The organism is Paenibacillus sp. FSL L8-0435 (genome assembly GCF_037965655.1).
Taxonomy (GTDB): domain Bacteria; phylum Bacillota; class Bacilli; order Paenibacillales; family Paenibacillaceae; genus Paenibacillus.
In genome coordinates, this window is sequence record NZ_CP150185.1 from 6,734,871 (window position 1) to 6,757,423 (window position 22,553).

19 protein-coding genes are annotated in these 22,553 nt (G+C 47.8%); 5 read left to right on the forward strand and 14 right to left on the reverse strand.

What is annotated here, in order from left to right; genetic code table 11:
• The first annotated feature begins 341 nt into the window (after positions 1-341).
• The 3 genes from NST33_RS29790 (at position 342) to NST33_RS29800 (ending at position 3,930) form a co-directional block, all read left to right on the forward strand.
• Complete coding sequence (locus NST33_RS29790) at positions 342-1,532, forward strand: AGE family epimerase/isomerase (protein ID WP_339306138.1); 1,191 nt, start codon at positions 342-344, stop codon at positions 1,530-1,532.
• Positions 1,529-2,713 (forward strand): glycosidase, encoded by a 1,185-nt coding sequence (locus NST33_RS29795; RefSeq protein ID WP_221819864.1) that lies wholly within the window; start codon positions 1,529-1,531, stop codon positions 2,711-2,713. The genes NST33_RS29790 and NST33_RS29795 overlap by 4 nt, the downstream gene beginning before the upstream one ends.
• Before the next feature lie 140 nt (positions 2,714-2,853).
• Complete coding sequence (locus NST33_RS29800) at positions 2,854-3,930, forward strand: substrate-binding domain-containing protein (protein WP_076212186.1); 1,077 nt, start codon at positions 2,854-2,856, stop codon at positions 3,928-3,930.
• A 75-nt stretch (positions 3,931-4,005) separates the two neighbouring features.
• Here the strand turns inward: NST33_RS29800 and NST33_RS29805 are convergent, their stop codons facing one another.
• The 3 genes from NST33_RS29805 to NST33_RS29815 all read right to left on the reverse strand — a co-directional run bounded on the left by NST33_RS29805 (position 4,006) and on the right by NST33_RS29815 (position 7,240).
• Positions 4,006-4,500 (reverse strand): hypothetical protein, encoded by a 495-nt coding sequence (locus NST33_RS29805; RefSeq protein ID WP_339306141.1) that lies wholly within the window; start codon positions 4,498-4,500, stop codon positions 4,006-4,008.
• A gap of 507 nt (positions 4,501-5,007) precedes the next feature.
• Complete coding sequence (locus tag NST33_RS29810) at positions 5,008-6,435, reverse strand: hypothetical protein (protein WP_339306143.1); 1,428 nt, start codon at positions 6,433-6,435, stop codon at positions 5,008-5,010.
• A gap of 289 nt (positions 6,436-6,724) precedes the next feature.
• Positions 6,725-7,240, reverse strand: coding sequence for a DUF2179 domain-containing protein (locus NST33_RS29815; protein WP_036606590.1), 516 nt, complete (start codon positions 7,238-7,240; stop codon positions 6,725-6,727).
• A gap of 256 nt (positions 7,241-7,496) precedes the next feature.
• On the opposite strand from NST33_RS29815, the gene NST33_RS29820 reads away from it, so the two are divergent.
• The gene (locus NST33_RS29820) at positions 7,497-8,801 is read left to right on the forward strand and encodes a Glu/Leu/Phe/Val dehydrogenase dimerization domain-containing protein (protein ID WP_339306145.1); all 1,305 of its coding nucleotides are present in this window, start codon (positions 7,497-7,499) and stop codon (positions 8,799-8,801) included.
• 506 nt (positions 8,802-9,307) lie between these two features.
• On the opposite strand, the gene NST33_RS29825 is transcribed toward NST33_RS29820, so the two are convergent.
• The 10 genes from NST33_RS29825 to NST33_RS29870 all read right to left on the reverse strand — a co-directional run bounded on the left by NST33_RS29825 (position 9,308) and on the right by NST33_RS29870 (position 20,411).
• Positions 9,308-10,975 carry a hypothetical protein gene (locus NST33_RS29825; protein WP_221819885.1) on the reverse strand — a complete coding sequence of 556 codons (1,668 nt, stop codon included), beginning with the start codon at positions 10,973-10,975 and terminating at the stop codon, positions 9,308-9,310.
• Position 10,976: 1 nt separating this feature from the next.
• On the reverse strand, positions 10,977-11,762 hold the full coding sequence (locus NST33_RS29830; RefSeq protein WP_047840868.1) for an ABC transporter ATP-binding protein: 786 nt from the start codon (positions 11,760-11,762) through the stop codon (positions 10,977-10,979).
• Positions 11,763-11,997: 235 nt separating this feature from the next.
• Positions 11,998-13,506: an RICIN domain-containing protein gene (locus NST33_RS29835; protein ID WP_339306147.1), complete on the reverse strand. Its 1,509-nt coding sequence runs from the start codon at positions 13,504-13,506 to the stop codon at positions 11,998-12,000.
• Between the two features lie 361 nt (positions 13,507-13,867).
• Positions 13,868-14,497 carry a PepSY domain-containing protein gene (locus NST33_RS29840; RefSeq protein WP_339306149.1) on the reverse strand — a complete coding sequence of 210 codons (630 nt, stop codon included), beginning with the start codon at positions 14,495-14,497 and terminating at the stop codon, positions 13,868-13,870.
• Positions 14,498-14,733: 236 nt separating this feature from the next.
• Positions 14,734-15,534: a PepSY domain-containing protein gene (locus NST33_RS29845; RefSeq protein WP_339306151.1), complete on the reverse strand. Its 801-nt coding sequence runs from the start codon at positions 15,532-15,534 to the stop codon at positions 14,734-14,736.
• 78 nt (positions 15,535-15,612) lie between these two features.
• Positions 15,613-16,989 (reverse strand): ATP-binding protein, encoded by a 1,377-nt coding sequence (locus NST33_RS29850; protein WP_339306153.1) that lies wholly within the window; start codon positions 16,987-16,989, stop codon positions 15,613-15,615.
• Positions 16,986-17,741 carry a response regulator transcription factor gene (locus tag NST33_RS29855; RefSeq protein ID WP_221819896.1) on the reverse strand — a complete coding sequence of 252 codons (756 nt, stop codon included), beginning with the start codon at positions 17,739-17,741 and terminating at the stop codon, positions 16,986-16,988. Before NST33_RS29855 ends, NST33_RS29850 begins: the two co-directional genes overlap by 4 nt.
• A 55-nt stretch (positions 17,742-17,796) precedes the next feature.
• Positions 17,797-18,441 (reverse strand): SDR family oxidoreductase, encoded by a 645-nt coding sequence (locus NST33_RS29860; protein ID WP_127550365.1) that lies wholly within the window; start codon positions 18,439-18,441, stop codon positions 17,797-17,799.
• 317 nt (positions 18,442-18,758) lie between these two features.
• Complete coding sequence (locus tag NST33_RS29865; protein ID WP_036606574.1) at positions 18,759-19,940, reverse strand: NAD(P)/FAD-dependent oxidoreductase; 1,182 nt, start codon at positions 19,938-19,940, stop codon at positions 18,759-18,761.
• Positions 19,941-19,964: 24 nt separating this feature from the next.
• Positions 19,965-20,411, reverse strand: coding sequence for a DUF1641 domain-containing protein (locus NST33_RS29870; protein WP_017691658.1), 447 nt, complete (start codon positions 20,409-20,411; stop codon positions 19,965-19,967).
• 685 nt (positions 20,412-21,096) lie between these two features.
• On the opposite strand from NST33_RS29870, the gene NST33_RS29875 reads away from it, so the two are divergent.
• Positions 21,097-21,270, forward strand: a complete 174-nt coding sequence (locus NST33_RS29875) for a CsbD family protein (RefSeq protein ID WP_017691655.1) — start codon at positions 21,097-21,099, stop codon at positions 21,268-21,270.
• A gap of 166 nt (positions 21,271-21,436) precedes the next feature.
• Here the strand turns inward: NST33_RS29875 and NST33_RS29880 are convergent, their stop codons facing one another.
• The gene (locus NST33_RS29880) at positions 21,437-22,438 is read right to left on the reverse strand and encodes an NAD-dependent epimerase/dehydratase family protein (protein WP_221819898.1); all 1,002 of its coding nucleotides are present in this window, start codon (positions 22,436-22,438) and stop codon (positions 21,437-21,439) included.
• Between the last annotated feature and the right edge of the window lie 115 nt (positions 22,439-22,553).

Here is a 22,553-nt window from a genome sequence, read left to right on the forward strand (position 1 = left end):
TTACCTGTCAATTCATTTATTTATAACTTAACAAGAGAAATTACGAAGTAATTCGTTGACATCTGTTTTTCAGGGCACTAATATTATTTAATAAAGTTACCGTTAACTTAACTATATATATTGATTAAACATTTACACGAAACGTAGAGGACAGAAAGAACCTGAAGAAGCGGAGCGTTCGCCTTTATCACCGGAATTTCACCTTTGAAAAAGGGAATCAAAAAAAATCTGGGGATAACAGCGATCGGAAGGTTATTCTGTCATCGGAGTGGCCAGTGTAAATATTCTTTAGTCAATTTATATATTAAGATTTATGTAACACGTTGAAGGAGCGCTCACTTATGAATACAAAAACAACCGAACTTCAATCAGAAATTAAGGCGCATTGGGAAAAGCAAATTTTACCCTTCTGGTCCACCCTTAAAGATACAACCCACGGTGGATTCTACGGCTGGGTTGGCAATGATCTTCAGGTGAATCAACAGGCACCCAAAGGCGGAATCGCCACGGCACGACAACTCTGGTCTTTTGCAGCAGCGTATCGGGTTACCGGAAACGAAAGATGGCGCGAGTACGCTGAACATGCATACCGTTTTCTCGCTGACCATGTGATGGATACCGAATATAGCGGTATGTACTGGATGGTAGATTACACAGGGGAAGCACTGGATACGAGCAAACATGTGTATACGCAATCATTCGGCGTGTATTCACTCAGTGAGTACTATCGTGCTACCGGGGATGCCTCTGCATTGGAACTTGCGAAAACGCTTTTCGCTCTAATCGAGGACAAAGGTCTGGATGCCGAACTACCTGCGTACAAGGAACAATTTGATCGCACATGGAAGGAACAGCCCAATGAAATGCTGAGCGAAAATGGGGTTATTGCGGATTACACAATGAATACGCATATCCATGTGCTGGAGGCCTACACCACACTCTATCGCGTGTGGCCGGATCAACAAGTGAAGGCAGCGCTGGAACGCCTGCTCGGGATTCTATATGAGAGGGTGTATGACCAAGACACCAAGTTTCTCGGGGTATTTTTCAATAAACAGTGGGAATCCCTCATCGATCTGCGCTCGTTCGGACATGACATTGAAGCCAGCTGGCTGATCGACGAAGCACTGAAAGTTCTAGGGATGGAACAACATCCGGAGTATGCGGCAATGGTAACGGATATCGCCTATAACATCTCCAATGTAGCCGTGAATGTCGATGGTTCCTTGTTAAATGAACAAGAAGGTGAACATATCGATGAGAAGCGAATTTGGTGGGTTCAAGCCGAGGCGATGGTCGGTTTCTATAACGCGTATCAGCGTACAGGTGATCCAATGTTTCTGGAGAGAGTGGAGCGCTTGTGGACCTATACAAAAGAAAACATCATTGATCAGCGCGCTGGTGGGGAATGGTACTGGTCGGTTGATGGGAACGGCACACCGGATCAGAGCGAAATTGCCGGACCGTGGAAATGCCCGTATCACAATAGCAGATTCTGTATTGAACTAATCGAGAGGATGGGATCAGAATGATACACCCGAAATACAAGGAGTTACTGGAGAAACAGGAGCAGCTGCTTACTCGCCCTAATGAAATCAATTCTTCCTTCTACAACGGCATATATGATCGGTACCAATATCCAGTAATCACTCGCCATCATGTACCGCTGCATTGGAGATTCGATCTGGATGAGACAACGAACCCGCATTTCATGGAACGCCTGGGCATTAACGCAACGCTTAATCCAGGAGCCATCTATTTCAATGGCAAATACGTCATGGTTATTCGTACCGAAGGATTGGATCGCAAATCAATCTTTGCGCTCGCCGAGAGTGACAATGGAATCGACGGGTTCCGTTTCACGGGTAAACCATTGGTCTGGGAAGATATTGATGCGGATGAAACCAATCAATATGATATGCGCCTTGTTCAGCATGAGGATGGTTGGATCTATGGCATCTATTGCTCGGAACGCAAAGACCCGGAGGCTCCTGCATTTGATACATCCAGCGCAGTGGCACAGGCAGGACTGGTTCGTACACGGGATCTTACAAGCTGGGAACGGTTGCCCAACATCACAACGAATTCCCCTCAACAGCGTAATGTCGTATTGCACCCGGAATTCGTGGATGGAAAGTATGCCTTCTACACCCGCCCACAGGACGGATTCATCTCAACAGGCAGCGGCGGCGGAATCGCCTTTGGTCTGTGTGAGGATATCTTGAACCCTGTCATTCATGAAGAGACAATTATCGACGAACGGCAATATCATACGGTATATGAGGTCAAAAACGGACAGGGCCCTGCTCCGCTCAAGACGGATCGTGGCTGGATTCACATTGCTCACGGGGTTCGGAACACTGCAGCAGGCCTGCGTTACGTGTTATACACCTTCGCGACGGATCTGAATGATCCGGCACGTATTATTGCCAAGCCGGGCGGCCACTTCATTGCTCCTTATGACGATGAGCGGGTAGGCGATGTGTCCAATGTTATTTTCTGCAACGGTGCTGTGGTCAATGAGAAGGAAGAAGTCTTTATCTATTACGCTTCCAGTGATACCCGCTGTCATGTGGCAACAACCACGCTGGAAAAATTAGTTGATTATACGTTCAATACACCGGCTGATCCGTATCGTTCCCTGGACTGTGCCAGCCAGCGGGGTCAGCTGATTGAACAGAATGAGAAGCTTTTACAGAAACAATTAACGTAACATCGGTAGAGCGTCCTCTCAGGGAAACCTGCAATGTGCTGAAAATTAGCGAAACAACAGCCAGAATGGCTTTATTCCAAGTGGGTAACGATGTATACTGATATGGATTGTTATTATGTTGGAAGAAAGTGTTCATCATAATGACAGCACATTGTGCCTATACCGGCTTGAAGGAGGCGACCATACTGAAGAACAATATCACCATGCGGGATATCGCCGACAGGCTCGGGGTCAGCAGTGTGACCGTCTCGAAAGCATTGAATGATAAAGATGGCGTGAGTGGCGAATTAAAGGAAAAAATTAAAGTGCTTGCTGTTGAAATGGGCTATCGGTATAATGCCGCTGCCCGTTCGATGAAGGAAGGCTTAACCCATAATATTGGCGTAATTATCCCGGAGCGTTTTACCGGGCCTACGCAGTCGTTCTATGTACGTGTGTTCCAGCGCATCACCAAACATCTGGAGGAACAGGGCTACTACGGCATTCTGCACATTCTGAATGTGGAGGATGAGGAGGAATTAACACTGCCCAAGCTGTACAGCGATAACAAAGTCGATGGTTTCATCGTGCTCGGACAGATCAGCAAAGAGTATATTGAACTGGTGCGATCGATGGAAGTTCCCAAAATGTTTCTCGACTTCTACGATGAACATTCGGACATCGATTCCGTTGTTACCGATAACTTTTACGCTGCCTATGAGCTGACGAACTATCTGGTTCAGCAGGGCCACCGTAACATTGCTTATGTAGGGAACCTGTATTCCACGAGCAGCATCCAGGACCGATTCCTCGGATATTACAAATCCTTGCTGGAACATCGGTTGCCAATGAATCCGGATCTGGTTCTGAATGATCGGGATGAACGGGGGACGTTTATTGAGATTGATCTGCCGGAACAGTTGCCAACCGCTTTTGTATGCAACTGTGATCAGGTCGCTCATCTGCTCGTTCAAAAACTGACTTCCATGGATATTCAGGTGCCTGGCCAATGCTCTGTTGTTGGTTTTGATAATGATATCTATGCGATGCTCTCCGATCCCAAGCTGACAACTGTTGAAGTGGATGTGGAACAGATGGCACGCACGGCAGTTCAGTCCATGCTCAAAAAGGTCGACAACCCGAACCGCAGTTTCGGCCGTGTACACGTGAAAGGCAACATCATCTATCGTGACTCGGTGAGTGCTGTGCCTGCCTCATCAGATACCATGAATATGTGAATTAAAAAATGAAATATAGGAACACAGATGACTGGCCTTTATCTTACGGGCCAGTCTTTTCTGATACAGCGGAGCTTAACGACGGCGATGATCTGTTGAATTCTTCAAAAATGTAGTCGTTCTCCAAATCGAGAGGATGAGGATCAGCTCATACACATTGGTTAAAGCTCCACTTTCCACTGGCAGGGAGATTAACTGCCCTGCAAACAATAATGCAGTCCCAACAAACAGCCATACCCATTTATGTTTGAAAAGAACGATCAGGCTAACAAACAAGAGTACAAGCCCCACGATGATCACCATCATTGGCGGACCTCCATGACCTTCTGCCATATATCTCAGTACTCCATACTCTTCTGTAACTTTGAGATTTTTAACCTCGGACACAGTAAAGCCTACAATCTGGTAGACAACCAGACCTAAAGTTATCAGCCATGCTACCACACTCGTTATACTTCTATTGGCAAACCTGGCACCTGAGCTGCGCAAGATATGGTAACCAACAAGAATAAGGGTAGGGGTAGCAAAGGCATGTAACCAAAATCGAAGGCTACTGAGAACCATTAACATATCCCCTCCCCCTATCAACTTACCTACAGCAATAATTCCATTATCATATGCCAAGCTAAACGCTACAACTAGCTGAAAACTGGAATACGCAAGCCATTGCTTCCTCCGGGTTAAATCGACGCCCATCCGAGCAACAAGTATCAAATAAACAAGCGTAAGTGCGGAGTATATCCATACATCCAAACTGCTTCACCATCCTTATTGGTCAATTCTAATAATTATATTTACCGGTAAGTAAAATTACAAGTCGTACTTGTATAAATGGTTAATTTGTCATAAATTACTCACTGGGGTAATGAAGATGGATATTGATATACAACGATCACCGGAGAGACCAACACATGCTGTAGCTGGAGATGATCCACTTTTACAAGAAATCATTCTTCTATAGGCCACCAAACTGTTTATGTAGCTAAATTATATAAAAAGAGCACTCCCGGCTATCGTAGCTGCAGGAGCACTCTTTTCCTTATTTGAAGAACGTAAAAGCAACAGGTTACTCTGATATCAATAACTTGTCTTCAACCAATTGTCCTTGGACCAGGTCAATTTACCCGAACCCGCGCCATTGGAAGCCGTGAGGCGTGCATTCAAAGTGGACGGATCATCCGTGGTATAGCTGTACGGCAATGACGAGAAGCCATTCCAGAAGAACGATTTTATCACCGCCGGGATTGGCGCCAGTGGACTGCCAGACGTATCACTGCTGCCACGGAATGAGCTTCCATCCAAAGAATACATGGTATCGGTCACTCTGATTTTGCCGGTATAGGTTGAATCTGCCGGATCGGTCTGATTGTTGCGAACAGGATACAGCACGTCCTTGATGACTGATTTCTCAACCAATACGGCTCCGCTCTCTGTGGAGATTGCCCCATTGCCAATGATATCGAACTTATAACCTTTGGACGCAATCGCTGTTGCCATCGCCGTTGTAATTTTGGCTTTAGCGGCACGTGCCCCTGTCGAATCCATCACGATGTTGTATGCATGTGCGTTGCCTCCACGCAGGCGTGGCATCCGATCCTGAATATCTTTGTACAGATTATGGTGCAGTGTCATGGACAGGTTGGCGTTAGCTGATTCCAAGCTGGTCGAACCGACCAGATGTCCTTTCTTCTGTGGTCCCGAGATGGCAATAATATCGGCTTTGCTGAGACCTACAGCACTGCTGCGAAGGTAGTTGTACATGGGATAGGAAGCCTTATTCGCTTCCAATTCGTTAATCTGCTGGGTAACCCAGCTGTTCGAGCTGCCGTCATCCCCTTTGAAGAGGGACCAGGAGATGGTCACGCCGTTGGTTCCTTTTTTCGAATCGACAAGTCCGTCATAGGCTTTATTAAATGTGCAGTGATCAATCCATACGTTGCTGTTCTCCTCCAAGGTGATGTAATCCCAATCGTTCTTGTCGTAATCACCTTTGGTGGATTCATCCCATTCCCATAACTCATCGAATTCCAGGTTACGGATGATGACATTTGAGCTTCGTTTCACGCTGATTGCAGCGTGTTTGATTTTGGAGCCGTTAGCGGAGAAAATCGTGAGTCCATTGAAACCGTCAATCGTGAGCTTGCTGACACCTGTCTGTTTTAATACAGGATGCGTCAGCGCATCATTATGCTTGGCAAAAGGAGAAGTCTGCGCTGCACTCGGAATTTCATTCCATCCCAGATTCAGATCGTTCATGATCTCAACAACTTTGACACCGGAGTTCTTTTTCAGCGCCAATGCCAGATCGGTCGCATTATACACTTTCTTATACGTGGCTGTGTTGGATTCGTTAATAATGCCGCCGCCCGTATTCCCTTGGGAGAAGCCTGTGAGATTGTAGTCTGCGTTGCCTGCTGCCTGCACACTTGCCGGGCCGGACAATAAAGTTAACCCCAACGTTAGAGCCAAGGCTGTGCTGCATAAGCTTCGAAATTTGATTTTCATCGATTCCATTCCTCCCGAAATATAATGATTACATTCGCCCATCGCTGCCATGCCATGTTACGAAGGACATGTTCTCAATGTACATTTTGTAAACGATTACAACAATAATCCCTATCTCACATATGGTTGGAAAAGGCTGGTATGGTAAGGGTTTGTACTGTAAGCAACCTTGAATCGTACAGAGTTAACTTGGGGAGTAAGGTTTCATGGATATATCGTGGTACAAGAACATTCCAGATGGGATGAAATTAAAAAAGCAGGACTGCATCTGCTGCAGACCTGCTCGATTTTACTTTTTGATGGAACGTGTCCAGAAGCCGCCATGGAACTGTTTGGGCTCCACGGTAATAACAAATGCTTTGGGGTCCAGATCGAGAATCGTCTGGTAGAGCAATTTCTGGTTTTTACGTTTTGCCAGAATCTCCATCACAAGCCGATCTCCATCACGTCCACTGCCCACCCATGCAGTAACACCATATCCTTTATCTCGCAGGGCATTCGCGACGTTGTTGCCCATCTGGTTACAGATGACTTTAACGGTAACGTAACCGAGCGCGATCTTCTCTTCAATCCACGCACCGAGCAACACCCCAAGTCCATAACCCACCGCGTACACAATCAGGGCCGAAGGCTGAGTCAGGTATTGGAGCACCAGATTCAGACCGAGTACATAGATCACAATCTCACCCATGCTGATCAGTGCGGCGATGTATTTCTGTCCTTTGAGTGTCAGAATCATCCGGAGTGTATAAGCGGATACGTACACAATCTGGATCAAAAAGATAAATACCAATATTTTAAACAATCACAATCCCTCTTTCCTGGCCTTCACAATGGAATTGGCCCTTTGCTGCATATCCTCGACGATTTCGTATCATCTATGCTTCCTGTATGTTCGCTCTATCTCCATCATTGGACGTTATACCCTCATTCTAAACGGTTGGATGTAAATCCGTAGGCATTTTCTGCTCTCTGGCATGCCGGAACTGCCATTATAGAACCGTTTGTACCGATTATCAACCCGGCGGAGTTCCCAGGGTCGAAAACGGGGGTCTTTGAATATGCTGTATCATCATAAAGCCAAGCACGCTGGCACAGGATATCAGGTCAAAACCAGGATGGATGGGTCAAAACAAAAAGGGGGTACCGTCATGCAGCTATGGCAGGAGATGGAGCGGGAAGGCATGGAGGAACTCATTTTTTGCCATGATGCAGATAGTGGATTGAGGGCGGTCATTGCCATTCATAACACGGTCCTTGGGCCTGCGCTGGGCGGATGCCGTTACTGGACATATGCCTCCGAGGAAGAAGCTGTTCGGGATGCCGTGAAACTTGCCAAAGGCATGACGTACAAAAATGCAATCTCCGGACTGCCGTATGGTGGCGGGAAAGTGGTCATATGGAATGTGCCTATTGCGAAGAATGCAAAACCGGTTGAGGATGGTTGCGGATCTCAAAGTGGTGAGCATGTTGCTGGGGACTTAGGGGTAGAGCAACAGAAGGGCGCTGCCGTTGAACGGAAAGTCGTCGCCGATGAGATGACACATCCACAAGATAAAAGTCTGGATACGGACGCATCCAAGCGGGCGCAGCGCTTTCGTGCACTGGGTCGTTGTCTGGAGCGGCTGAACGGGCGATACGTGACTGGTCTTGATCTGGGTACCACGGCGACAGACATGGACCAGATCCGACTGGAGACCGCACATGTGACGGACACCACCGGTTCGCTGGGGGCGCAGGATGACTTCACTGCCGAGATGACCGCCTACGGCGTGCACATCGGCATTGTGACCTCGCTGCGCCAACAAGGCATTGCATCTTTGCAGGGCATTCCCGTTGCCGTCCAGGGACTGGGCAAGGTGGGGTATGCCCTGTGCCGTTACCTGCATGCAGCCGGGGCACGGCTCATTGTGGCAGACGTTGTACCGGAGCGTGTACAACGTGCCCTTGTGCAGTTCAGCGGCGCCATCTCGGCCGATCCGGCCCATATCCACGCCGCTGACTGCAAGATCTTCGCCCCCTGTGCCCTAGGGGGCGTACTGACCCCGGCAACGGTGGAGGAGCTGCGCTGCTCCATCGTTGCCGGGGCGGCCAACAACCAGCTGAGTGAACGACAGCTGGTTGCAGGCCGCATGCAGGCGCGCGGTATCCTGTACGCGCCTGATTATGTGCTCAACGCAGGCGGAATCATCTCCACCGCCTACGAGCTGGAAGGCGCCGGGCCTGACCTGATCCGCCAAAAGGTGGCGGGGATTGCAGGCACGCTGAGCAAGGTATACGCAGAAGCTACGCAATCTGCGATCTCCACAGCCGATGCAGCCGATCGGCTGGCGGAATCCATCCTCCGCTCAGACCATAAGAAATAGGGCATCCAACCCTGCTACCTATGTATATTCACACCGCCCACACATTCTTCGTCACTCTAATGTTCAAAGCTATAGCATATCTGGAACTCATTATAGCTTCACTGGATTTCGACATTTCGACGTACTGAAAGAGAGCCTCCACTGCTTTACTCCATTCTAACGAATCTGTTACACCCTATTTGCCCCTTTTAGCGCGAACCTAATATCTAACGAATCTCAGACATGTTATTGTGCATAGTTTGGTCCTTTTTCAAGCTAAATAACTACTTTTCCGAAGAATAGTGTTCCTGAGGTTCGTTAGAATTTATATTTCAGATTTTGACCCTGAATAGGTTGTCTCAGGTTCGTTAGCGCTGCGGCGAAGGTTTCTTTGGGATAGTATCTATGGGGAAGTATCACCTATCAAAAAGAGCTAACCCCGACATCCGTGTCCAGGTTAGCTCTTTTACCCTCTCTTATCGTTTAGCGCTCTTACTCTCTCTTACTCTCTCTTACTCTACTACTCCTTAAACTGCAACCGACCTCTTCTTCACTGTCTTCTTCTCTCGAAACAGCAGCGTCCACAGCAATACATTCGCTACGATCAGTATTGCGCCATAGATCCAGATGCCCCCCGATACCGAGCGGAAAAAGACATGGACTCCCCATAACATGGCAAGTACAGGAAGGGCGGCGAATACATACCAACCATCACTTTGCTGCGCCATACTGAAGGATTGGGAGAACGGTGGCTTACGCAGCAACAATTTGCCTGCCAGTGGGACAAGCGCCGTAGCTGTAAGCATAATAATTGCAATATCCGGCAGTATCCGTAATCCAAATGTCCAGGTGAACAGAATGGCATTTGCCAGAAATATAGGCAGGAACATGTTGCACAAGAACGCCTTCAGAGCGCCTTTATATAACGCGCTATCATTTGCCATCGGTGCAGCGCGAAAGGTCCAGAATGCCTTGTATTGTCCTGAAAATTTCAGCATGACCACCACCGTTACAACCAGCATCAGCACGATGTAAAAGGTGTATACAAACGAGCTTTGTCTAAACTCCGCCCAGGTAGAAGATTGCAATTCGGTAAACCAAAATACATAAGGTAAAACAAATGATAAACCAAGCGATGGATACACCTTAAGCTTGAATTCCCGTTCATTACGCATCATGCTGGCTGACAGACGGAAGCAAGCCTGCTCTTCTCTGGAACGACTGACCACCTTGGAGATCAACCGATCCCATCGTCCACGTCTGCGTCCGGAGGACTCACCCGAATGTGCCATTTTTTCCAAATACAATTCAAAGGAAGGCATAAGCTTCACATATACGATCATACTCACCACAGGAACCAAAACTGCCAGTGCTGTGAACGTATAGATCCACACATTCCCGCCCCCTGCAAATAACCATTCATATGCGGCCGCATACCATAACGGAGGCAACAGCAACTGCCACCATGCCGGGGTAAATACCATACCAAAGTCAATAATACTGAACGAACGGATGACCAGCTGATAACCGATTGCAATCCCCACGGACAGCAGAATCTGCACCATATTGATCATATCCTTCAGCTTCTCACCATCCAGAAACTTCATCATGAACAGATAGATCAGAGACGTTGTCACCAGAATCAGCATATTGATCAGAATCAGTTCTACAAGGAAAATCAGAAAGAATCCGATCCCATGCGTCACCAACGCGGCAATTAGCGGTATACCGGTTAATGAACCCGTCAGCAATAGTAGATAAACGCCTGCGTGGATGGCTCGGGCCATACCTACCGTTCGCCCATTAACGGGCTTCGTCATGATGATATTGCGATCCCGAATGTCCAGCAGTACGAAGGAAAAATCCGAGATCATGGACGTCATGATCATAAACATTAAAATGCCAAATACAAGACCCATCTGAAGCATAAAATGCCCCGTATCCCAGACGACGAAGGGAACCATCATCAGTCCCATTAATCCATACAACCACAGGGATCGAAGAAACTGATTACCTTCCTTGCGCTCCTTTTTCCCTGAATTGTTGGATAAAATGGTAGGCACTCTACGTTGATCCATCTGGAACTTCACTCGCAAAATCAGGCGCAGCACATCATAATCCGCCCCTGTTTTGGCGATGAGCGGACGAAAGCGATCCAGAATCTTGAGCGTGCGGAAGTCAGAGGATTCCTCCATATCAGTACACCTCCTGCACAATCGATACAAAACGCTCCGCAATGGCTTTATGCTCATTGAAGCCTGTCAATTGATTGAATACTTCCTCCAGCGTACCTTCCATGGATTGCTGTTGAAGCTGCTTGAACGTACCGTCTGCCACTACGCGTCCTTCAGCGATCAGTACAATTCGACTGCTGATCTTCTCCACCACATCCATGATGTGTGACGAATAGAAGATGGTTGTGCCTTTGGCTGACAATTGTGACAAAATCTCTTTGACCACCATCACACTATTGGCATCCAATCCGCTAAGCGGTTCATCCAGGAACAACAGATCCGGGTCGTGCAGCAGTGCAGAGATTAACAGCACTTTCTGACGCATACCTTTGGAAAAGGAGGCAATGCGGGAATGATATGATTTTTCCAGTCCAAAACAATCCATCAATAGCTTGGCCTTGTAATCCGCATCTTCATAGGACATACCGTATAACTCTCCCGTAAAAGTCAGATACTCCGCAGGTGTTAATTGTTCGTACAATTCCGCCACCTCCGGAACATAGCCGATTCTGCGTTTATACTCTACATCGCCATCCGCAATATCTTTACCAAAGATTCGCACCGTGCCTACATATCCTTCAACCAGCCCGAGTAAAATCTTAACCGTTGTACTTTTGCCAGCCCCGTTTGGACCAATATATCCAATCATCTCACCGCGATTTACTTCCAGATCGATGCCGTTCAGCACATAACGTCCGTTGTATCTCATACGCAAGCTTTCAATTGATAGCACTTGTTGTTCACTCACTTCGTTATCCAGCTCCTGTCTCTATCTTTTTTCTACAATTCTACTAGTTTACCACAGATTGGGATGGTAATGATCGGAAATAGGTCACGATATCAGCCATCATCTGGATATTCCTTTCGAGTAAAAGCATCACGTAACATACGTGAATACATCACAAAGCCCCTGTCTCACCTTATGGTAAGAGACAAGGGCTTCCACTTTATGTTGAACCTTATTTTATAATATTTAAAACGTCTTACTGCACCTTAACAATCTGAAAATGTTGATTCGTACCGCCATTATCCGTCCACTGGATGGCCGCAGCCCCATCTGCCAGGGATTGACTAGAGATATCCAAGACCTTGCCTGTACTGCGGTTCTTCAGTTTATAATAACCACCACCTGCATGGACGAGCTGCCATTGTTGGCTGGCCCAACCACCATCGTTCCACTGTTCAATGACAGCCCCATCGGTTGTGGCACCATTCTCCACCCCAATCAGTTTACCACTAGAACGGTTGATGATTTTGGCATAGCCGCCACCCGCATCGGTAATCTGCCATTGCTGACTTGTAGTCCCCCCATCTGATCGCTGCTCCAGATCCGCACCATTAGCGGCAGAACCACCAATGACATTTAGCAATTTGTTACTCTTACGGCTAATCAGCTGATATGAAGCATTCGGGTCCCATACATCCGTTGTACTCGCTCCAGTCACAGTCCCTGTTGCTGTATCTATCGTAATACTGCTGGCCCAGTTCATCGCCAGACTGGTTGCGCTCGGGAACGAGAGGGGCAGCCAGACATACTTGGAATCCTGCACGGGCCCGCTCCAGGCACCCGCCCAGCGATCACCCATGTAGAGATAGGATGTGGTCTGTGATCCCTCTACAGGAACGACATAGGTGGATTGAGAACCATACGTTGTGCTGTCTCCAAAATTGCTAAGACCGCTCCATGTACCTGTAATGCTGGAGGCTGTGGCATATTTGGCCTGATTCGGATTCCAGCCAGTCGCACCCGAGGTGATCAGGAAGTAAACACCGTCCTTTTTGAACATAGCAGGCGCTTCACGATATTGTCCGGGCCACAGTGTTGTGACAAGGGATTCCACTCCCAGGAAATCCGGGGTCAGCTTATATATATTCAGATCGGCATTCACTCGGGTCGCAGAGATTAGATAAGCAGTTCCATTATCGTTGTATACCGTCATATCTCTGGAGTCATAGCCAAGCGGACGGTAACTGCCCACATATGTGTAATTGCCATCAACCGTATTAGAAGTAGCTACGGCCACTCGGGCCTCGCCATAATCGAGACCATTCTCCTTGTGCATCCAAAGCACGTATTTGCCAGTAGCACTGTTGTAGATGACCTTCGGGCGTTCGATGTTGGAGATATTTAGCTCGGCTGCCGAGCTGCTGGTGAGCACATCATTGCGATACTCCCAGTTCTTCAGATCCGATGAACGATACACGGACACCGCCTTGAACGTTCCATTCGTATTGCGGTTCTCCCCAAACCAGTAATAATACCCGTTTGCCTTGATCATCCCGCCCCCATGGGCATGAACAACATTGCCATTGGTATCCTTGAACTGTACCCCGTTCGTAATACTGACCGGAGCAGCTGACGCATTCGGTCCGGGTGCGACCAGCATGCCTATGGATTGAAGCGCCAACAGTAAAGCAAGCAGATAACTCAAGCGGCGGGTAAAGCGACGTGAATGTGTATTCTTTTTCAACCATCCATCGTTCATAGCCATATCGTAATGCACCTCCATGTTTTTGGTGAAGCGCTTACATAAAATTAAATCGATATGTCTCATCTGCCTCCGATCGATGATGCATTATAGCATTAGAATTCTTGGCAAGACTGGCTAGGCATTCACCTCCCTGACTCTGATTGTATGCGCCACGTCCCTGCTCGCATAGTGAACAATCCGGCTGAACATGTACAATTTCATACTCCGCTCTCTCCATAGACAGCAAAAAGACGCTTCCCCCGAAGCGTCCTCTGCTATACCTGCCCTGCCCTCCATGATGTAACTGTCTCTGGCTGTGTGTGGCTGTTCGTGGGCAGGTACATGATATGATGTTTTATCGGCGTGTACTCGCCCTTATTACTTAATCTTCGTCGTCAAAATCCTGGTCGAACGACAACACTTTGCCTGTGTTGGCATCGATATCTACATCCGCTTCACCTTGAGCGGTTCTCAGCTCGATCTCATACACATAACGACCATCATCATGATCCAGTTCGACTTTGGTTACTTTACCACCTGTCACCTGTTTCAATGCAATGTTTGAAGCTTGGGATGCCGTCAATTTGACCTGCTTGGAAGCAGAGGTGTTCGATGTGTTGCCTGTTACAGTACCTTGATAATCATCATCGTAGTCTTCATCATCCACGATTGCAAGGATTTTACCTGTGTAGGCATCCAGACGAACGACAACATCATTGTTTCCTTTTCTGTCGATCTCAATTTCATAGAACGTTTGGCCGTTTCTGCGCTCCAGATCCACGTCATCCACTTTACCATCGGCTGCTTTCAACGCTAGCGCTTTCGCTTGTGATGCATTCAGCATTTTGCCTGTGCTGTTCTGGTTCTGTGTAACGGATTGTGTCGTTGACGTTGGTGTAGTTTGCACCGATTGTCCGTTCACATTCCCGCTAGCCGCTACGGCTGATCCACCAAGCAATACAGCTGCTGACAAGCTACCAATCCAAAGTTTATGTTTGTTCATCATCATCATTCATCTCCTCGTTTGTTGTTTTCGTTCTCGTCTACATTTATAGAATAACCTGCAGGAATGAGAGATCAGCGAGAGTTAGATTAGAATTTGATGAGAAAATGAGGAGAGTACTCATTTAACAGGTGTTCATTCTGCATGTAATCTAAACTAAATGAAAAAGATGACCCCTAAACTAGGAATCATCTCTCTAAGCAGTTTAACACTATAACTATATTTAATGTGTTCCTTGCAACATGTTAATCCTCGTCCTCATCCCAAGTCACCGAACGAATCGCTCCCGAGATGGCATTCACCTGCACAATGGCTTCCCTGCCATCCGCCAGATCAATTTCAACCAGATAATACGGATTCCCGCTGTTGGTTCCACGCAGTTCGATGTCGTCCACTTCCCCCGGAACCTCCGCAAGTGCCTTCTGCTTGGCTTGTTTCTCGCTCAGAAACTGAGGTTTGGGATCATCCTTGGTTGGTTCAGTTGTCGGGGCTGCTATTGTTTTGGAAGATATCGTCTCTCCCGTGTATGGATCAATCGTGAGTTCTTCACGACTGTTATCCTTTGCCTTCACTACCGCGGTGTATACCGGACTGCCTTGTTGCTCCACAAGTTCAAGCGAGACCAATTGGTTATCTGTTTGTTGTTTTAACAATGCCGTCTTGATCTGCTCGCGGCTCCATAACGTCTTCTCTTCCGCTTGCGGATTCGACTCCAGCCGTTTAATGGAATTCACAGCAGCTGTAACGGCATCCACTTGCACATCATATAGGCCAGTCTCCGAACGGAGCTGCATGATATACGTCCCGTCCTTCAACGTGGAATTCACAATCTCACCCGGATATTGATCCAGTACGGATTGGGCCGCCGCATCTGCCGTAAGTACCGCACCCGTCGATTGCCACGGCTTCCACCACACAACAGCTGCCACAATCAGCACAACGAGAAGCCCTGCACCCCACCAGAGTGACCTTCGCGATTTCGCCCATCCGCTGATCCCTTGTTCATGCCGTTTCATTTCCGGTGGTCGCTGCTCACGCTCTGTCATCACGTTTCCCCCTATGCACTCTCTTATCATCCCCAGTTGATCTGATGCTTATCAGTATATAAGAGAAGAATGAGAATTTCATGAGAGCGGCCCGTTCTGAACCGATAAAGGCAAAATAATCGAAGCCTCGGTGCCTTCACCCTCGGTGCTGGTCAGTTCGATCCGTGCTCCAACTGCTCCTGCAAGCTCTTTGGCAAGTGACAATCCCAGACCTGAACCGCTTGCGCCTAAGCTGCGTGTTCTGGCCGGATCAATCCGGTAGAATCGGTCAAATACCTTCTCCAGCTCATCCTCCCGCATACCAATCCCGGTATCCACAATCCGAATACGGCACTCTTGCCCCTTGGCTTCCAGCCTGACTTCAATTGCATCTTCACTATACTTCCGGGCATTATCCAGCAAAATAAACAAAAGCTGCTTCAGCTTGCTCTCATCGCTGATCGCCCAGATTGGACCTGGATCTTCACACCGGACTTCACGGTGATAGGCTTCGCGGAACGCACGTGTGGAGTCTGTAGCCAGTCTTGTGATATCCACACGTTCCAGCTGCACATTCCACTGCTCTGGCTGCTTCGCAAGCAGTAACAGTTGCTCGGTCATCTCCCGCATACGAACCGATTCGGCCAGAATCGCTTCTACCGCTTCATCAAATACCTCGGGCCGCTCTTTTCCTCGCCGCTGTAGCAGGCTGGCATAGCTCTCAATAATGGTCAGTGGAGTTTTGAGCTCATGAGATGCATCAGATACAAATCGTTCCTGTCGTTCAAAGTTGGATTCGAGCAGATCCATCATCCGGTTAAACGTCTGTCCCATCGTTTTCAGTTCATCCTTAGACCCTTCCTCCAGTGGAAGACGCTTGAATTGGCCGCTGGACTGAATGTCACTCATTGTACGTGTCATCTGCTGAATCGGTCTGGTCATCCGATTCGCCAGAATCCGGCTGGAGATAATGGCTGGAATGAGAGCAATAATCGTGACCGCCACAAGCACGGTTCGCAGTACAGATAGGCGATTCTCTGTCTCTGCTACACTCTCGGTGACCTGCACATTCACCACCTCGCCATCAGGCCAGATGACCGGGACTGATACCCACACATAACCAATCTGTTCAACTTGGGTATACTCCGATTTCTTCTCACTTTCATACTTATAGGGCAGCTTGCTCAGCTGCTCGGAAGCTGCTGTTGTTGTCACCGGGGAACTGGTGCCGTCTTCAATAACAATCCGAAGCATGCCGTTCACAGGCGCGTACGCCCGTAACAAGTCATCCGGCGGAATGGAGCCGGCAGACTGACGCACTCCTTTGACAATAGACTCCGCTTCCGCTTCCACCCGATTAACTTCGTTATCAATCGACATCCGTTCAAACACGATGTAGACGGATAGGTTCACCGCGATTAACAGCACAGCAAATAATACAGACGAATATCCGTAGATTTTACTGCGCAGGCTCATAACTGTTCCTTCAGGACGTATCCAACGCCCCGTACGGTATGTATTAAGGGCGGTGTGAATCCGTTATCCACCTTTTTGCGCACATAACGGATGTACACATCCACCACATTGGTATCTCCATAATAATCGTATCCCCACACGGCCTGTACAATCTGGTCACGACTGAGCACCTGACGTTGATTCTGAAGCAGATACACGAGCAGGTCGAACTCACGTGGAGTAAGCTCAATGGCCACACCATCTCGGGATACCTCTCGCGTTCCTTCATTTAGTTTCAACCCGGCAGCCGTCAACCAGCCCGCCTCAGCTTCATCCTGATGCCCAGAAGAGCCATTCCCCGGATCAGCAGGTGTAGACGAAATAGCGGAAGAAGCCACAGACGCTACTGCACTAAGCCGCAATGCAGCCCGAACTCGGGCAAGCAGCTCTTCAATCTGGAACGGCTTGGTGATGTAGTCATTGGCTCCTAGATCCAGGCCGGATACTTTGTCTTCCACAGAATCTTTGGCAGTGAGCATAATGATCGGAACCGTAGCATCTTTGGCACGAACTCGCCGCAACACTTCAATTCCACTCAGACCAGGCAACATCACATCCAGCAGAATCAGATCCCACTGTCCTTCAGCATACTTCTCCAGTCCTTCTGTTCCACTACCAGCCTTGCCCACCTGATACCCCTCATACTGTAGTTCCAGTTCCAGCAGACGTGCTATTTTGGGCTCATCCTCTATGACCAGCACGGCTTCGTTCATGCAGCGCTCCCCCTCATCCCCATCATTTCATTCTCCCGTTATCTTACAATAACATCTACAATTTGCCCAAGGCATCTTCAACCGGATGCTCCCCGGCAATTAGATCAAAGGCCATTCGGTACGTCTTCTCTTCCTGCAAAGAAGCCACGATTACGCGGGCTACATCTTCACGCGGGATGCTTCCTGGCTCCAGATCGGTTCCAACTGCGATCTTACCTGTGCCCGGTTCATTCTTCAGACCACCTGGACGTATAATCGTGTAATTGAGATCACTTGCAAACAACACACGATCCGCATAATGTTTCGCCACGTAATAAGGCTTAATGGACTCTGACCATTTCTCCCGTTGATCTGCGCCATACGCGCTGACCAGAATATATCTGGAGATTCCTTGCTGCTCTGCGGCTTCCATCGTTTTCACCGCACCGTCGAGATCAATAAGCAGTGTTTTGTCCTGACCGGTAGATCCGCCAGAACCCGCCGTAAACACAATGGCATTATGATCCTTCATTGCCTCAGCCAAATCCTCTACACTACCCTCCAGGTCACCAATCACCACATCTGCACCGAGTTCCTTCAGTGCATCCGCCTGCTCCGGTTTGCGGATCATAGCCGTTACTTTATGTTTGCCTTCCTGTGCCAGCTGCTCCACCACAAACTTACCGATTTGCCCATTTGCTCCTATAACTAAAACGTTCATACGTCATTCTCCTCTCAGTTGAACGGATGGCTTGTTGTTGCTCCCCGTTCCTTTTATTTAAAGATGCTCATCCTATAATTTAAACGAAAGCCGGCGCTTCTAAGCGCCGGCTTCATGTCCATGCCTGTTCAGTACCTCTAAGAAATGTGAAGTCTTCCGTTGTCCCATTAATATGCCATATCCCCTAGGTACTTTATACGCGACCTCACATTTGACCACTTCTGCCGCACCTTTTTTCATTCTGAATATCTGTTATCCTTTGTAATCGTGACAACCAAAAAGGACGCCCAAAAGGGCGCCCTTGAATGGCATTAAGATTAGTAAGCCAGTGCGAACAAACCGTGAATATGAGCCAGGTAACGGATGTTACTTGCTTCTTTCATCATGGTTGCAGGCAGACCTTTCAGACGAGTCTGGTTGCCACCGATCATGCCGACAGCATCTTTACGACCCAGACTTCCCAGCGTACCGGAGAATACTGGTGTGAAGGATTCCATTGCGCCACCTTTGAACATAACGCCCAAGTTGTGACCAATAGTCTCACCCATTTGCCAAGCCAATTGTGCTGTTGGAGGGTAAGGGCGAGCGCCTTCGCTAGGGAAGACTACTGCGCTGTCACCAGCAACAAACACGTCTTTGTGAGAAGTCGATTGCAGAACTTCCGTAACTTTCGCACGGCCACGATCCACTTCAATTCCGCTGTTAGCAACAACAGCGTTGCCTTGTACGCCACCTGTCCATACGAGTGTGTTCGTAGGGATGGAGCTGCCGTCTTTCAGCAGAACTTCGTTTTCTTTCATCTCGGTAATCGCTACGCCAACGATGAAGTTAACGCCACGTTTCTCAAGACTTGATTTAGCACGCTCAACCAGCTCTGGCGGGAATCCTGCCAGGATGGAAGGACCTGCTTCAACTGTGTACAGGGATACTTCTTTGAAGTCGATGCCTTTTTCTTGACATACAGCAGGAAGCAGGTCAGCGAATTCGCCAACAAGCTCAATACCTGTCAAGCCGCCGCCACCAATAACAAACGTAGCGTCTGCTTTGTTGCCGGACTGTTTGTAAGCATCAAGACGTGCTTCAACGTGTGCACGAATACGGTTTGCATCGCTAACCGATTTGAGCGTGAAGCTGTACTCTTGCAATCCCGGAATTCCGAAGAATGCCGTTTCGCTGCCCAAGGCAACGACAAGTGCATCGTAAGAGTATGTGGAGCCGCTGGTCATCAGAACTTTTTTCTCGTCCGGCTTGATTGTATCCACCGTATCGATTTTCAAGTTCACGTTTTTGCCACGCAGCAATTTTTCAAGTGGAAGAGCAACTGCTTGTTCAGCAATGCTTCCCGCTGCAAGACGGTGCAGTTCCGTGATAATTTGGTGTGTAGGGTAACGGTTCACGACAGTAATTGTCGCTTCTTCCGGAGACAAGTATTGACGCGCAGTCAATGCAGTCAACAGACCGCCGTATCCTCCACCCAAGATCAAAATTTGCTTCGACATATCCATCCTCCGTTCTTCTAAGTCTTAACGCTTCGGTTGTTGACGCTCGTTCAAGATGCTCAAGAAAGATTGAGCAAAACGAAGCGATTGTTGTACGTTTGGATCTTTAAGCATTTTCAGCATAGCGAACAAGCCAACTGAAGTTTGCTCTGTTTGCGCACGGTCATTGGCTTCGATGGCAGCAGAAGCTACACCTTTAGCTTTGTCTACAACAGGCTTAGCGAACTCGCCCATTGCGCTCATTGTGTCGCTGATCAGAACTTTGTCTGTTGCTACACTTTGTGCAAAGTCATAAGCTTTTGTCATAGCAGTAACCATTTCAGCCAATTTAGGCAGGTTCTCCACCAGAACGGTTAAAGACTCCTGTACCTCAGGCTTCATCAGTTGATCCAGAACGTCCAAGGACTGGCGCTCGGAAACGTTGGCACCTTCTGTAACTGGCACCTCTTGTTGAGTAGGCGATTGTGACATAAGAGAAAGTCCTCCTTTACTTTGGGATAGAAGTCCGCGACTTTCATGATGCCTGTCAAGCAGAGCCGAACCACAAAATACATCGAATACATTTAAATGTACCAAATTTCACACAATAGGATGAGCGTAGCTCAGGGCCACTCCCATATCATGCATTGTATCTTGGATCTATTGCGGACAACATGTGTTGACGCACAAAACGACAAGCAGGCCGAAACCGAACTCTATACCCTTATATTACACCTCTTACACATGAACATGAAAAAGAAATTTTTTACACTTGTGAAGATATTGTGAACATTGTAACAAAATCGATTTTTTTGTCAACCCATGAAGGCAAGCTAACGCCGCCGATCCTCCTGTCCAAGATCCGTATTCCTACCACATGTGGTATTAAGACAAGATCACATATGACCAGATGTGCGATATGTACACAAGGAAGGATTCGTTTATCCAAATGTTCAGGAATTGTTTTCCAATATCACAATTTTCATGCAACGAAATTGGTCACTGTCGTTATTATGCAGCGTTGGGCTCAGCCTTATTCCATCATTGAGACATCTTTTCTATTTCAAGTATGAACCTCTTGCGTCACGAATGCAAAACTCGGCACAAACCCATTGCGTTTAGAATACGGACATCCCGGTTAATAAGGACTACACCAGAAACGAAGGAGATGTTCGATATGAGTAATTCAACTAGCGATAAAATCAAAGCAGGCGTTAACAAGGCCAAAGGCGAAGTGAAGGATCAGATCGGTAATGCAACCAATAACAGATCCCTTCAGGCTGAGGGTAAAAAAGACAAAGCCAAAGGTGCCGTACAGGATAAAATTGCCGACGTTAAAAGAGATCACTAGATCCTTTTGATGCAAACCTCAGAAAGCACGAAGATTTCGTGCAATAGATCGTTTTAAAATAGCCTGACCGTCCGTGTTCGGAAGTTATCCGAATGTGAGACGGAGGCGCAAAAAAGCCAAGGAAGGTGTTACTCAATACACCCTTCCCTGGCTTTTTTTGTGCTTTTTATACTGCTGGAACTGCGTATCTTGCCATATCGATAATGAAACTGCGCGTTTCCCTTGTTGTATGGTATTCACGGCTGAACTGTCTGACCCATTCGGGATGTTCCCGATACCAGCGGAAGGTTTTTTCCAATCCCTTTTCCAACGTGGTTTGCGGTAACCATCCCAATTCCGCTCGCAACCTGCCTGAATGTACGACCAGACTGGACCCTCTGGATTGGGTTGGTTCCTGCTCCCGAATCTCTATTGCAGCTACCGATCGATCCATCGGTTTCAATATCTCCCCGATCTCCTGCATGGTTGTTCCAAGCCCTGTTGATATGTTGTAGACCTGTCCGTCTTTGCCTTTCAGCATGATCTGTTCAATGGCCCGGAGGGCATCATCTACATACAAGAAATCACGCACTGCCGATCCCTGAATATCCAGAGGCAGTCCGTCCAACATCCGACCAAAGTTTCGGGGAATAATACGGTCTGGTAATTGCCATGGACCATAGAGGTTGGTCAAACGAAAGAGTTTGACTGGAAGCTGGTAACATTGAGCATAGGAGTGAGCCAGCATTTCACATGCAACTTTGGACGCGGAATAAGGAGAGACGGGTGCATACGGATCTGATTCGTGATAGACTCTGCCCCAATCACCGCCATACACTTCCACGGATGAAGCCAGCAAGACTGGAATGTGATGTTCCGTAGCATATTGCAGGATAGCCTGTGTGCTAAGTGTATTATTGCGGAAAACTTCCCCTGGCTGATGATAAGAATAATCCACGTGTGGCATGGCCGCCAGATGGATAATGTAATCTGTTCCTGAAGGTAGATGAATCCGGTCATATGCAAGGTTACAACAGATGAACGGCATCTCATGCAGAGGAGAGATATGAACAAGTCTCTGACAGTAATCATCCCGATCCAGAAGGGTAATTCGATGCCCCTTTTGCGCCAAATACTGTGAAAGATTAAATCCCACAAATCCAGAAGCCCCTGTAATCACAATGTTCACACACGATTCCCCCTTGCGATTTATACAACGAGTGCATTGAAGAGAGTTTATGTACTGAGTATAACCTTAAAATGATACATTTTGTATCGTTTTACAATTGTTTTTTGTTCGTCCT

Coding starts and splice junctions, on each gene's coding strand:
- NST33_RS29790 (WP_339306138.1), top strand. CDS start 342: ATGAATACAAAAACAACCGAACTTCAATCAGAAATTAAGGCGCATTGG.
- NST33_RS29795 (WP_221819864.1), top strand. CDS start 1,529: ATGATACACCCGAAATACAAGGAGTTACTGGAGAAACAGGAGCAGCTG.
- NST33_RS29800 (WP_076212186.1), top strand. CDS start 2,854: ATGACAGCACATTGTGCCTATACCGGCTTGAAGGAGGCGACCATACTG.
- NST33_RS29805 (WP_339306141.1), bottom strand. CDS start 4,500: ATGTTAATGGTTCTCAGTAGCCTTCGATTTTGGTTACATGCCTTTGCT.
- NST33_RS29810 (WP_339306143.1), bottom strand. CDS start 6,435: ATGAAAATCAAATTTCGAAGCTTATGCAGCACAGCCTTGGCTCTAACG.
- NST33_RS29820 (WP_339306145.1), top strand. CDS start 7,497: ATGCTGTATCATCATAAAGCCAAGCACGCTGGCACAGGATATCAGGTC.
- NST33_RS29825 (WP_221819885.1), bottom strand. CDS start 10,975: ATGGAGGAATCCTCTGACTTCCGCACGCTCAAGATTCTGGATCGCTTT.
- NST33_RS29835 (WP_339306147.1), bottom strand. CDS start 13,506: ATGGCTATGAACGATGGATGGTTGAAAAAGAATACACATTCACGTCGC.
- NST33_RS29840 (WP_339306149.1), bottom strand. CDS start 14,497: ATGATGATGATGAACAAACATAAACTTTGGATTGGTAGCTTGTCAGCA.
- NST33_RS29845 (WP_339306151.1), bottom strand. CDS start 15,534: ATGACAGAGCGTGAGCAGCGACCACCGGAAATGAAACGGCATGAACAA.
- NST33_RS29850 (WP_339306153.1), bottom strand. CDS start 16,989: ATGAGCCTGCGCAGTAAAATCTACGGATATTCGTCTGTATTATTTGCT.
- NST33_RS29855 (WP_221819896.1), bottom strand. CDS start 17,741: ATGAACGAAGCCGTGCTGGTCATAGAGGATGAGCCCAAAATAGCACGT.
- NST33_RS29860 (WP_127550365.1), bottom strand. CDS start 18,441: ATGAACGTTTTAGTTATAGGAGCAAATGGGCAAATCGGTAAGTTTGTG.
- NST33_RS29865 (WP_036606574.1), bottom strand. CDS start 19,940: ATGTCGAAGCAAATTTTGATCTTGGGTGGAGGATACGGCGGTCTGTTG.
- NST33_RS29870 (WP_017691658.1), bottom strand. CDS start 20,411: ATGTCACAATCGCCTACTCAACAAGAGGTGCCAGTTACAGAAGGTGCC.
- NST33_RS29875 (WP_017691655.1), top strand. CDS start 21,097: ATGAGTAATTCAACTAGCGATAAAATCAAAGCAGGCGTTAACAAGGCC.